The following is a 12,099-nucleotide window of genomic DNA, read 5'->3' as shown; positions in this document are numbered from 1 at the left end:
ACCATGACGCTCGCTGCTCAACCCATCCTGCTCACCCCCGGCCCGTTGACGACTTCCGACCGCACGCGCGAAGCGATGCTACGCGACTGGGGGTCGTGGGATAGCGACTTCAACGCGATCACCGCTCGCCTGCGCGAACGCATCCTGCAGATCGTGCACGGCGAACGCACGCACGAATGCGTGCCGCTGCAAGGCAGCGGCACGTTCTCGGTCGAAGCCGCGATCGGCACGCTCGTGCCGCGCGACGGCCACGTGCTCGTGCCGAACAATGGCGCGTACTGCCAGCGCATCGCGAAGATCTGCCGCGTGCTCGGCCGCAAGCTGACGACGATCGACTACACGGAGGAGCAGCGTGTCGATCCGGCCGATGTCGACCGCGCGCTGGCCGCCGACCCCGGCATCACGCACGTCGCGCTCGTGCATTGCGAGACGGGCACCGGCGTGCTGAATCCACTCGACGACATCGCGAAGGTCGTCGCGAAGCATGGGCGAGGCCTGATTGTCGATGCGATGAGCTCGTTCGGCGCGATCGACATCGACGCGCGCACGACGCCGTTCGATGCGGTGATCGCCGCATCCGGCAAGTGCCTCGAAGGCGTGCCGGGGATGGGCTTCGTGATCGTGAAGCGCAGCACGCTCGAACGCTGCGAAGGCAACTGCCACTCGCTCAGCATGGACCTGTACGACCAGTGGACGTACATGCAGCGCACGACGCAATGGCGCTTCACGCCGCCGACGCACGTCGTCGCGGCGCTCGATGCCGCGCTCACGCAGTACCTCGACGAAGGCGGGCTCGCCGCGCGCGGCGGCCGCTACGTGCGCAACTATCGCGCGCTGATCGACGGGATGACGGCGCTCGGCTTCCGCCCGTTCCTCGATGCGTCGGTGCAGGCGCCGATCATCGTCACGTTCCATGCGCCGGACGATCCGAACTACGACTTCAAGACGTTTTATCAGGAGGTCAAAAAGCGCGGCTACATTCTGTATCCGGGCAAGCTGACGCAGGTCGAGACGTTCCGCATCGGCTGCATCGGGCATTTCGGCGAAGCGGGCATCCCGGGCGCCGTCGCCGCGATCGCCGACACGCTGCGGGCGATGGGCGTGCGGCGGGTGTCCGCCGAAGCCGCGGCGTGACCCGCCGGGGCTGGGGCCGTGCATCGCTCACGACCGATGCGCGGCCCGGCCCGCTGTTGACCCGGCCGTGCGCGACACGGCCGCCTTTCCTTTCATGCGAAACACGTGATGCGTCCCTTCTGGATCGAACAAGCGCTCTTCAACGACGGCGACCTCGCCCCCGCGCTGCAGGGTGCGGCGAAAGCCGACGTCTGTATCGTCGGCGGCGGTTTCACGGGGCTCTGGACCGCGATCCAGGCCAAGCAGCAGAACCCCGCGCTCGACATCGTGATACTCGAAGGCGACCTGTGCGGCGCGGGCGCGAGCGGCCGCAACGGCGGCTGCCTGCTCACGTGGTCCGCGAAATTCCTGACGCTGCGGCGCCTGTTCGGCGAGGCCGAGGCGGTGCGGCTCGTCAAGGCGTCCGAAACAGCGGTGCAGCACATCGCCGGCTTCTGCCGCGAACACGGCATCGACGCGGAACTGCGGCTCGACGGCACGCTGTACACGGCGACGTCGCCCGCGCAGGTCGGCACGCTCGCGCCCGTGCTCGACGCGCTCGCCGCGTGCGGGATCCACAGCTACGAACCGCTGCCGCCGGCGGAAGTCGCGCGCCGCTCGGGGTCGGCGCGCAATCTCGACGGCGTGTATTCGCCGATCGCCGCGACCGTGCATCCGGGCAAGCTCGTGCGCGGGCTGCGCCGCGTCGCGCTCGCGATGGGGATCCGCATCCATGAACGCACGCCAATGCTCGACTTCACGCCGGGGCCGCAGGTCGTCGTGCGCACGCCGGCCGGCAGCGTCACCGCGGGCAAGCTCGTGTTCGCGATCAACGCATGGATGGCGAGCCGCTTTCCGCAGTTCGCGCGCACGATCGCAGTCGTGTCGAGCGACATGATCATCACCGAGAAGTGTCCGGAGCTGCTCGCGAAGACGGGGCTCGCCGACGGCGTGTCGGTGCTCGATTCGCGGATCTTCGTGTACTACTACCGCAGCACGCCCGACGGCCGGCTGATGCTCGGCAAGGGCGGCAACACGTTCGCGTGGCGCGGGCGCATCGCGCCGGTGTTCGACCAGCGCTCGCCGTACGAGACGCAGCTCACGCACAGCCTGCGCGAATTCTTCCCGTCGCTCGCCGACGTGCCGATCACCGCAAGCTGGAACGGCCCGTCGGACCGCTCGGTGACGGGCTTTCCGTTCTTCGGCCGCCTCGACGGCGCACCGAACGTGTTCTACGGCTTCGGCTATTCGGGTAACGGCGTGGGGCCGACCTACATGGGCGGGCAGATCCTGTCGTCGCTCGTGCTCGATCTCGATAACGCGTGGACGCGCAGCCCGCTCACGCAGGGCCCGCTCGGCCATTTCCCGCCGGAGCCGTTCCGTTATGTCGGCTCGCACGTCGTGCGCAACGCGATCCGCCGCAAGGAGCGCGCGGAGGACGCGAACCGGCAGCCGTGGATCGTCGATACGTGGCTGTCGAAGCTCGCGAGTGCGGCCGGGAAGGCGGACAAGGCCTAAGCGCACCGGCCGCGCATGTGGCATGACGTTGCGCCGGGTCACGTCGATGAGATCGGCGCCAGTGCGGCGATCGCACACAAGCGCTGCCCTGCGCCGCATCGCGTCGGACGCAATAAGGAATCTGCGCGTGGCTAGCCATTTGAGCAGCAGATCGGTCTGCTCGCTCACCACGCCCCTCCAAGCCTGCCCCTGGAAATACAAAACCCCACGCTCCGAAAAACGTGGGGTTTCGTCAGCAGTCCGGGGCGCTTCACCGCGGCCTGTCTACTGTTCCCGGCTAGTGCGCAGCGGCCGGCACCGCGTCCTTCACGCCAGCCCCTTACCCGCTCCTCACACCCGCTCTGCCTTCTGCTTCGCGCCCTTGCCGGCCGCCGGCAAGCCCTGCTCGTGCGTGCGGCGCATCCGCGCGAGACCGTGCGCGACGTGCTCGCGCACGAGCGCGACCGCCTTCTCGTCGTCGCCGCTCGCGAGCGTCTGAACGATCTTCTCGTGCTCGGACGCCGACACCGACAGCGCATCGTGCTCGGCCTCGATCGCAGCCTGCCGCAGCAGCCCGAGCTGCCGCACCAGGCGACGATACGTATCGGTCAGGTGCGTATTGCCGACGCCGACGACCATCGCGTCGTGGAACTGCACGTTCAGCTCGGTGTAGCGCGTGACGTCGTGCGTCTTCGCGGCTTCCTTCATCGACTGGATGATGCCTTTCAGCACCTTCAGCGTGTCGGGCGAGATGCGCTTCGCGAGCGCTCGCGCGACCGACTCGTCGAGCATCGCGCGCACTTCGTAGATTTCCTCGGCTTCGCGCAGCGGCACGATGCGCACCGTCACGCCGCGGTTCTTCTCGTTGCGCAGCAGGCCCGCCTGCTCGAGCGCGCGGAACGCCTCGCGCACGGGGCCGCGCGACACGTTCAGCTTCGTCGCGATATCGACTTCGTTGAGTTTCTCGCCGGGCGCGTATTCGCCGGACACGATCGCGCGTTCGAGCATGTCCTGGACGATCATCGCAAGTGACTGGCTCTGCAGGAGTTCGATGGCGTTGAGCGCGTTCGGGGCAGTCATGGTCGGGCAGGCAGCAGCGCTGCGGTGGAAAACGAGGGCGCCATATCGGCGAATGATCCTTGTATACCCTCGGCCCGGCACATTGTCAACAGTTTTCAGTTTCCAAACGCCAATCCGACGTGCCGACGTGCCGACGTGCCGACGTGCCGACGTGCCGACGTGCCGACGTGCCGACGTGCCGACGTGCCGACTTGCCGACTTGCCGACTTGCCGACTTGCCGACTTGCCGACGCGACGCCGTGTTGTCCCGATGCCCCGATGCCCCGATGCCCCGATGCCCCGATGCCCCGATGCCCCGATGCCCCGATGCCCCGATGCCCCGATGCCCCGATGCCCCGATGCCCCGATGCCCCGATGCCGGCGGCATGATCCTGCCGCCGGCATCGCGGTGCGCGCCTGTCGGCTATCCGCCGATCAACCCTTCACCGGCCCCGGGTCGCTCTGGCTCGGCCGGCCCGTCTCGACGTGCCCGGCGAAGCGGCGCACGACCTTGTCGCTCGCGCCACCCGTCGTGGTCGCGACGATGTTCAGGTCGTACCAGCCGTGGCTCGAGCTGAGCTCGAAGTGATCCTCGACGCGCTCGCCCGGCGCGAGCATGTAGCTGCGCGCGTGCGCATGGCTGTACGCGTTGTCGACGACCACGCGGCACGTTGCGCGGCCGCTGTTGCGCAGTTGCAGGTACACGTGGCGGTTGCGCACGTCGTAGCCGATCTTCGCTTCGGGGTTCGCGTGCTGGCCGTCCATCGCGAGCGTCGTGTTGCCCTGGAACTCGCACAGGTAACCGTTCGGGCCGTACACCGCGAGGTGATAGTCGCCCTGCGCGACCGACGTGGTCCAGCAGTCGGCGATCTTGTCGCCGGCGGACACCGCATAGCGGCGCGGCTGGCTCGACGGGTTGCGGCGATCGTACACGTAGAACGCCGCACCGGCGTCGCCCGTGTTCGCGAAATCGAGCCACACGTTGCCGTCATGGCTGTTCACGCGGCCGTGCACGAACACTTCGTACGGCAGCGCGCGCGCCGGCCGCGTGCCCGCCTCCTGCGCGGGCATCGTCTGCTGCGCGGGCACTTGGTACGCCTGCCCGGCCGTCGCGATGTGCTGCGGCACCGTGAAGCTCACCGTGCGCGTGTCGGGCTTGCCGGAGAAGTCGAACGCGGACGTCAGGTCGCCGCAGATCGAGCGGCGCCATGCGCTGATGTTCGGCTCCTGCACGCCGAAGCGCGCTTCGAGGAAGCGCAGCACCGACGTGTGGTCGAACGTCTCCGAGCACACCCAGCCGCCCTTCGTCCACGGCGAAATGATGATGAGCGGCACGCGCGGTCCGAGGCCGATCGGCTGGATGCCGCCCGGGTCCGCGCCCGGCACGAGCGGGCTCATCTCGTGCGGATACTTGTTCAGGTCGAGCAGTTCGTCGCCGAGATTGCCCAGCAGGTTCGACGACACGACGCCCTGCCCGTTCACGCCGCTCGTGACGGGCGGCACCGGCGGCACGACGTGGTCGAACAGCCCGTCGTTCTCGTCGTAGTTCAGGATGAACACGGTCTTCGCCCACACGTCCGGGTTCGACGTCAGCGCCTCGAGCACCATGTTGATGTAGAACGCGCCGTCGGTCGGCGATGCCTGCGGGTGCTCGCTGTACTTGTACGGCGCGACGATCCACGACACCTGCGGCAGCCGGTTCGCCTGCACGTCGGCCTTCAGTTCCGCGAGCGTGTGGTTCGACGCACCCTTGTCGACGAGCGGGCCGCTCGCGCCTTCCTTCACCTGGAAGCGCTTGAAGAACATCAGCGAATTGTCGGTGTAGTTGTCGGTCGGGTCGCCCGGGATGCCGGTGCCGCCCTGGTACACCTTCCAGCTGACGTTCGCGTTCTCGAGGCGCTCCGCATAGGTCGTCCACGTGTAGCCGTTGACGTCGTCGCGCTCGCCGATGCCGGGGCCGTTCGGCGGCATCCCGTAGATGTTGCGCGAGTCGATCGTGCCGGTCCACAGGTAGATGCGGTTCGGCGCGGTGTCCGCGTGCGCGGAGCAGAAGTACGCGTCGCAGATCGTGAACGCGTCGGCGAGCGCGTAGTGATACGTGAGGTCCTGGCGCTTCAGGTAGCCCATCGTCAGCACGTCCTGCTTCTGGTTCACCCACTGGTTCCACTGGCCGTTGTTCCACGCGAGGTGGCCGCTGCTCCAGCCGTGGTTCGTGCCCGGCTGGAATTCGGTCGTCTGCTTCGGGTCGAGGTAGAACGGCAGCACGTACGGCGCGGACGGGTCGAGGCCGCGCGAATGATAGTTCTTCGTGAACGCCGACGCGGGCGGCTGCTGCCACACCGGCGCGCCGTTCGGCAGCAGGTGCGGGCGCGGGTCGTTGAAGCCGCGCACGCCGCGCAGCCCGCCGAAGTAGTGGTCGAACGAGCGGTTTTCCTGCATGAAGATCACGACGTGCTCGACGTCCTGGATCGTGCCGGTGCGCGATGCGGCCGGCATCGCCAGCGCCTTGCGGATCGCGGGCGGGAAACCCGCGTAGGCGGCCACCGCGCCCGCCGACTGGGCGGCGAGGCGCAGGAAATCGCGTCTGTTGGTCGAAGACATGGGGAAGATCCTGTTGTGTCGGTAGGGAAACAAGAAACCGGCTGAGCGGGGCCGGCGGTTCGGTGCATTGCCGCTATTAGTCCGCATCGGCGTGTCCCGGACGTGACCGGTTCCAGCAGGTTTCTTGCGGTCATCCCCAGCTTTTTTTCGAAGCGGCGCACGGCGCGCGTTTCATCGGGCCGACACAGGCACGCGCTACGGTGACACGCATGAAGAAGGAAAAGGCGGAGTCGTGTTCGATCAGCTGAAGGCGTTCCACGCGACCGTCCGGCAGGGCAGCATCACGCGCGCGGCGCGGCATCTGGGTGTGAGCCAGCCAACCATCGCCGCGCAGATCAGGCAGGTCGAGCAGGTGTACGGCGTCGAGCTGTTCTATCGCAGCGGCCGCCGGCTCGAAGTGACCGAGACCGGCATCGAGCTGCTGCCGCTGATCGAGAAGATGATCGCGCTCGAAGCACAGGCCGACATCATGCTGCGCAACGTCGGCGGCCTGTTCGAAGGCCAGCTGCGCATCGGCGCGACGGGGCCGTACTACATCATGGACGCGGTCGGGCGCTTCTCGAACGCGCATCCGTCGATCGCGCTCACGTGCCGGATCGGCAATTCCGAGGAAATGCTGCAGGCGCTGCACGAATTCCGCATCGATCTCGCGGTGTCGTCGCAGCGCAACGACGCGGACGGCATCGAGCGGCAGGTGATCTCGACCGATCCGCTCGTGCTCGTCGTGCATCGCAGCCATCCGCTCGCGCGCTTCGCGGAGATCGATGCGCGGCAGCTCGCCGACGTGCGGCTGCTGATTCGCGAGGAAGGCTCGGTCACGCGCCGCTGCACCAAGGAGATCCTCGCGGCGGCCGGCGTCGCGCCGGTGTCCGTCGCGGAAATCGGCAGCCGCGAAGCGATCCGCGAGGCGATCCTGCACGGTGTCGGCGGCAGCCTGTTTCCGCGCGGCGAGGCCGAACATCATCCGGACTTGCGGATCGTCGCGCTACGCGGTGTGGACACGACGATCGACGAATACGTGTACTACCTGAAGGCGCGCCGCCACAGCCCCGCGATCGCCGCGTTCCTCGCGTGCATCGTGCCGGCGCGCGGCGAGGCGGTCGCCGAACGGAACACGCGCCGTGCGACCGCGCGCTGAATGCGGGTGGCAGTCAACCGTATGGCGTGGCAAGGGCTGCGACTGCTCGCTGAGCGTAGGTGACGGTCAACCGCACGGCGTGGCTAGGACTGCGACCGCTCACTGAGCGCGGGTGACGGTCAACCGCACGGCGTGGCAAGGACTGCGACTGCTCGCTGAGCGCGGGTGACGGTCAACCGCACGGCGTGGCAAGGACTGCGACCGCTCGCTGGGCGCTGGTGACGGTCAGCCGCACGGCGCAACAAGGACGCACGCCCTCGCCACGCTCTCCCCGGTTCACTTCGGCAGCGTCGGAATCATCCACGTGAGCACGTGCTGCTGGAGGAACACGAGCACGCCGAGCAGCAGCGTGAGGATCACGCTGTGCCAGAAGGTGCGCGCGAACACGACGCCCTCCTGCCCCTTCAGGTCGGTCGTCGACACGCCGGTCGCGATGTTCTGCGGCGAGATCATCTTGCCCATCACGCCGCCCGACGAGTTGGTCGCCGCCATCAGTACCGGATCGAGGCCGAGCTGCCGCGCGGCGACCACCTGCAGGTTGCCGAACAGCGCGTTGCCCGACGTGTCGCTGCCGGACAGGAACACCGCGACCCAGCCGAGCGATGCCGACACGAGCGGGAACAGCGCGCCCGTCGACGCGACGCCCGTGCCGAGCGTGTAGCTGATCCCCGAGTAGTTCAGCAGGTAGGCGAGGCCGACGATCATCATCACCGTGACGATCGCGATGCGCGTCTGCCGCCACGTCTTCGCGACGCAGCCGAAGAAATCGCCGGCGCCGGTGCGCGTCCATGCGGCGGTGACGATCGCCGACAGCAGGATCGCGGTGCCGGTGCCGAGCGGCTGGAAGTCCCAGACCGCCGCATACGGCTTGTGGTACAGCGTAACGAACACCGCATTGTGCAGGCCGGGCCACGGGATCTTCACGTCGCCGATCGCCGCGATGTTCGCACGCACCCAGACGATCACGATCACCGACACGACGAGCCACGGCAGCCAGCCGCCGTAGCCGATGCGCGCGCCGCCGCCGTTCGCGGGCGTCGTGCGCACGACCGCGAATTGCGGGTCGGGCTGCGGCTTCCACACGTGCAGGAAGCCGATCGTGACGATCAGCGAAGTCAGCGACGACAGCACGTCGGTGAGCTGATAGCCGAGGAAGTTCGACGTGACGAATTGCGCGAGCGCGAAGCTGCCGCCCGACACGAGCAGCGCGGGCCACAGGCGCGCGATCGACCGCACGCCGCCGTATGCGCCGACCACGTAGAACGGCAGCAGCAGCGCGAAAAACGGCAGCTGACGGCCGACCATCGCGCCGAGCGTCGCGGGCGGCAGCGACGTGACCGCGCCGAGCACGGTGATCGGCACGCCGAGCGCGCCGAACGCGACCGGCGCGGTGTTGAACAGCAGCGTATACGTGAGCGCCTCGATCGCCGGGAACCCGAGCGCGATCAGCAGTGCGCTCGTGATCGCGACCGGCGTGCCGAATCCGGAGATCCCCTCGAGCAGACAGCCGAACGAGAATGCGACGACGAGCAGCACGAGGCGGCGGTCGTCGGGCAGATGGTCGAGCATCCATTGCCGGAACTGGTCGAAGCGGCCCGACTTCACCGCGATGTTGTACAGCAGCAAGGCGTTGAACACGATCCACATCACGGGGATCAGCGCGAGCGCCATGCCGGCGGCGACCGCGTCGAGCGCGAGGCCGACCGGCATCCCCCATGCGCCGATCGCGACCGCGATCCCGGCAATCAGCCCCGCGAGCGACGCCTGCCACGCGGGGCGCCGCAACACGCCGAGCGCGATCAGCGCGACCGCGATCGGGATCGCCGCGACCAGGAACGACAGCAACAACGAATTGCCGACCGGCGTAAGCGGCTGCGAGAAGACGATGCCGGCGGGTAGAGCGGCGGTAGGGTTCATCGTGTCTCCTGAGTGTGCCGGGCGCTTGCGCACGCAACGACGTCGCCGCACCAATGGATCGGTCACTTAAAAAGGTTAGGAGGCGCGTCGCGCTTCTACAAGGAGGGACAAGCCCGAGGCGCGCGGCACCGCAACAGGGCGCGCAGCGCTGCCATCCGGCAACGCACCGCCGCAGTCTTGCACGGCGAACAAAGGTGCCTCTCCGGCAGCGGGATGTTTCGTTCGGCGACCGAAGCCTAGACTGGCCGCATTGGTTCCGTTCGCGCCGACGACGGCGCGACACCGGAACGCCTAAGGAGAGTACGAAAATGAAGACGATGATTCGTGCGGCCTGGGCCTGTGTCCTGATCGGCACGGCCGTCGCAGCCCATGCGCAACCGGCATCACAACCGCTGACGCGCGCCGAAGTCCGCCAGGAACTGGCCGACATGCAGGCCGCCGGCTACCGGCCGAGCATGATCAGCAGCCCCGACTATCCGCAGAACATGCAGGCGATCGTGAAGCAGGTCGCGCAGGCACGCGCCAACGCAACCGATTACGGCAGCAACGGCAACGCCGCCGTCGAGTCCGGCAAGCCAGGCCACGTGCCCGCGGTCGATCGCAATAGTCTCAATACGTACGCGCATCACTGACGCGGGCATGCAATGAACCGCATCGCCAACGTGATGGCCGCGGTGCCGCCGGGCAATGTCGGCGGACGCCATGCGCGACGGCCGCCGCACACGCTGCGCCGGCTGCGCGCCGCGCACGGCCGCCGTCCGCATCGGGCATCGACGCCCCGCACGCCGATGCGTGCGGCCGCGTGCGCCATCGTCAGACGCTGAAGCGGTTCAGCGTGTAAGCGCGATAGGCCGCGACGAACGCGTCGAACGAGCCGGCCTCCTTCGCTTCCAGTTCGGCCTGCTCGACGAGCGACTTCTCGGCGAGCGCCGCTGCTGCGCGCGTGTCGGCTTCGCTGAGCGGGCTTGCGCGGAAATGCGCGGCATGTGCGTCGCTTTGCGCGCGCGCGAACGCGAGGAACGACTGCTGGTTGTCGCGCATCGTGCGCAGCACGCGCGCGGACGGCGTGCGCTCCGGATCGGCGAGCTTCTCGCGCTGCGCGGCGATGGCGCGCACATGCTCGTCGCCGCCGCGAATCTCGTCGAGGCGACGGCCGACGGCTTCGATCTTCGCCATCAACTCGTCCGCCCACGCGTGCAGCGCGACCGGGCTGCCGTCGCGCGACAGCATGAGCCCCGGCTTGCGCCCTTCCATCGTCACACTGCCGAAGTTCGCGTTCGCTTCCCGGTACCCGTCGGCATCGAGCGGCGCGCTCGCATCGAGCGCGCACACGAGCAGATACGCATCGAGAAAACGCGCGGTATCGAGCGCGATGCCGGTCGGCTCGAACGGATCGATATCGAGGCAGCGCACTTCGATGTACTGCACGCCGCGCGACGCGAGCGCATGCAGCGGCCGCTCGCCCGAATACGCAACGCGCTTCGGCCGGATCGTCGAGTAGAACTCGTTCTCGATCTGCAGCACGTTCGTGTTGATCTGGATCCACTCGCCGTCGCGATGCGTGCCGATCGCCTCGTACGGCGGATACGGCTCGCTCACGGCCTTCGACAGCGCGTCGAGATAGCCCTGCAGCGTGTTGTAGTCGGCCTGAAGCGCGGCCTGCGCGGTCGTGTTCGAGTAGCCGAGATCGCTCATCCGCAGGCTCGTCGCGTACGGCCGGTACAGCGTCTCGGCATCGAACGTGTCGAGCCCGTGCGGCTGGCTGCGCAGGAATTTCGCGTCGAGCGCGGGCGATGCGCCGAACAGGTACATCAGCAGCCAGCTCGTGCGGCGGAAGTTGCGGATCTGCGCGAGATAGCGCTCGGACTGGTAGTCGACGAGCGTCGCGGTCGAGCCCTCTTCCGCGTGCAGGCGCCGCCACACCTCTTCGTGCAGCGAGTAGTTGTAGTGGATGCCGGCGATGCACTGCATCGTGCGGCCGTAGCGATACGCAAGGCCGCGCCGGTACACGGTCTTCAGGCGGCCGATGTTCGACGTGCCGTAGTCGGCGATCGGAATCTGGTCGTCCGCGGGCAACAGGCCCGGCATCGAATCCGTCCACAGCATCTCGTCGCCGAGCGATGCATAGACGTAGCGATGCAGCTCATCGAGGCGTTCGAGCGTGAGCGCGGCGTCGGGTTCGGCCGGCGTGATCAGTTCGAGCAGCGCTTCCGAATAGTCCGTCGTCAGCGACGCGTGCGTGAGCGCCGAACCGAGCGCACGCGGATGCGGCGTGAACGCGATCATCCCGTCGCGCGTCACGCGCAGGCTTTCCTTTTCGATGCCGCGCAGGCCGTCGGGCAGATGCTGCCGCGTCGGGCCGGTGCTCAGCGCGTCGAGGCGATCCAGCAACAAATCGGTCTGGCGGATGGTCATGGTGTTCGACATGGATGCGCAAGTGCGGGCACGGCGCGCGCGGAACGCCACGCGCGGCCGGCTGGATTGTTGGTCGCTTCGTTGGTAGCGGGCACTTTAACATCTCGCCGGAACACGCGCTTGAGGTGGCTCCGGGCGGGAGCCGGCGCGTCGCGGCACCCCGGGCGAGCCCAGTGCAGGCGCGGCTGCCGCTGCAGCGGAACGTCCGCGTCGGCGTCGGGTGGCGTCGCGCGGACGCCATGACCTGGGCCAAAACGAGGGATTCGAACGGAGATTCAAAGGGGAATTCGTCTGCAGGATGACGAATCACGCCGGCCAGCGAATGGTGCAACCCGATCTGCGCGACGGGCCGCACCACC

The 12,099-nt window shown here is 68.0% G+C and carries 9 protein-coding genes; 5 read left to right on the top strand and 4 right to left on the bottom strand.

All coding sequences use genetic code 11. From position 1 onward, the window contains the following. Positions 1-3: 3 nt before the first annotated feature. Both ACV22Z_RS25055 and ACV22Z_RS25050 read left to right on the top strand, forming a co-directional pair. Complete coding sequence (locus ACV22Z_RS25055; protein WP_448078970.1) at positions 4-1,134, top strand: 2-aminoethylphosphonate--pyruvate transaminase; 1,131 nt, start codon at positions 4-6, stop codon at positions 1,132-1,134. Between the two features lie 108 nt (positions 1,135-1,242). Next, positions 1,243-2,631 (top strand): FAD-dependent oxidoreductase, encoded by a 1,389-nt coding sequence (locus ACV22Z_RS25050; RefSeq protein ID WP_448078969.1) that lies wholly within the window; start codon positions 1,243-1,245, stop codon positions 2,629-2,631. A gap of 330 nt (positions 2,632-2,961) precedes the next feature. Here ACV22Z_RS25050 and ACV22Z_RS25045 read toward each other — a convergent pair whose 3' ends face one another. Further along, positions 2,962-3,690, bottom strand: coding sequence for a phosphonate utilization associated transcriptional regulator (locus ACV22Z_RS25045; RefSeq protein ID WP_448078968.1), 729 nt, complete (start codon positions 3,688-3,690; stop codon positions 2,962-2,964). A gap of 414 nt (positions 3,691-4,104) precedes the next feature. Beyond that, on the bottom strand, positions 4,105-6,270 hold the full coding sequence (locus ACV22Z_RS25040; protein ID WP_448078967.1) for a phosphocholine-specific phospholipase C: 2,166 nt from the start codon (positions 6,268-6,270) through the stop codon (positions 4,105-4,107). Between the two features lie 232 nt (positions 6,271-6,502). Between ACV22Z_RS25040 and ACV22Z_RS25035 the strand changes: the two genes are divergently transcribed. After that, positions 6,503-7,408 carry a LysR family transcriptional regulator gene (locus ACV22Z_RS25035; protein WP_448078966.1) on the top strand — a complete coding sequence of 302 codons (906 nt, stop codon included), beginning with the start codon at positions 6,503-6,505 and terminating at the stop codon, positions 7,406-7,408. Between the two features lie 276 nt (positions 7,409-7,684). On the opposite strand, the gene ACV22Z_RS25030 is transcribed toward ACV22Z_RS25035, so the two are convergent. Beyond that, a complete protein-coding gene (locus tag ACV22Z_RS25030; RefSeq protein WP_448078965.1) occupies positions 7,685-9,325 on the bottom strand; it encodes an L-lactate permease in 1,641 nt (546 codons plus the stop codon). A gap of 308 nt (positions 9,326-9,633) precedes the next feature. Here ACV22Z_RS25030 and ACV22Z_RS25025 point away from each other — a divergent pair, with 308 nt between their 5' ends. Together ACV22Z_RS25025 and ACV22Z_RS25020 are read left to right on the top strand one after the other, a co-directional pair. Next, positions 9,634-9,957: a DUF4148 domain-containing protein gene (locus ACV22Z_RS25025; RefSeq protein ID WP_448078964.1), complete on the top strand. Its 324-nt coding sequence runs from the start codon at positions 9,634-9,636 to the stop codon at positions 9,955-9,957. Positions 9,958-9,969: 12 nt separating this feature from the next. After that, positions 9,970-10,149 (top strand): hypothetical protein, encoded by a 180-nt coding sequence (locus ACV22Z_RS25020; protein WP_448078963.1) that lies wholly within the window; start codon positions 9,970-9,972, stop codon positions 10,147-10,149. On the opposite strand, the gene gshA is transcribed toward ACV22Z_RS25020, so the two are convergent. Then, on the bottom strand, positions 10,139-11,752 hold the full coding sequence (gene gshA, locus ACV22Z_RS25015; protein WP_448078962.1) for a glutamate--cysteine ligase: 1,614 nt from the start codon (positions 11,750-11,752) through the stop codon (positions 10,139-10,141). The genes ACV22Z_RS25020 and gshA overlap by 11 nt on opposite strands. Between the last annotated feature and the right edge of the window lie 347 nt (positions 11,753-12,099).

The sequence above is a fragment of the Burkholderia sp. PU8-34 genome, from assembly GCF_053427725.1.
Note: the sequence above shows the minus strand (reverse complement) of the source record. Positions and strands in the feature narration are given on the sequence as shown.

Bases quoted from the DNA above. Each gene is read 5' to 3' on its own strand.
- ACV22Z_RS25055 (WP_448078970.1), top strand. From the start codon at position 4: ATGACGCTCGCTGCTCAACCCATCCTGCTCACCCCCGGCCCGTTGACG.
- ACV22Z_RS25050 (WP_448078969.1), top strand. From the start codon at position 1,243: ATGCGTCCCTTCTGGATCGAACAAGCGCTCTTCAACGACGGCGACCTC.
- ACV22Z_RS25045 (WP_448078968.1), bottom strand. From the start codon at position 3,690: ATGACTGCCCCGAACGCGCTCAACGCCATCGAACTCCTGCAGAGCCAG.
- ACV22Z_RS25040 (WP_448078967.1), bottom strand. From the start codon at position 6,270: ATGTCTTCGACCAACAGACGCGATTTCCTGCGCCTCGCCGCCCAGTCG.
- ACV22Z_RS25030 (WP_448078965.1), bottom strand. From the start codon at position 9,325: ATGAACCCTACCGCCGCTCTACCCGCCGGCATCGTCTTCTCGCAGCCG.
- ACV22Z_RS25025 (WP_448078964.1), top strand. From the start codon at position 9,634: ATGAAGACGATGATTCGTGCGGCCTGGGCCTGTGTCCTGATCGGCACG.
- ACV22Z_RS25020 (WP_448078963.1), top strand. From the start codon at position 9,970: ATGAACCGCATCGCCAACGTGATGGCCGCGGTGCCGCCGGGCAATGTC.
- gshA (WP_448078962.1), bottom strand. From the start codon at position 11,752: ATGTCGAACACCATGACCATCCGCCAGACCGATTTGTTGCTGGATCGC.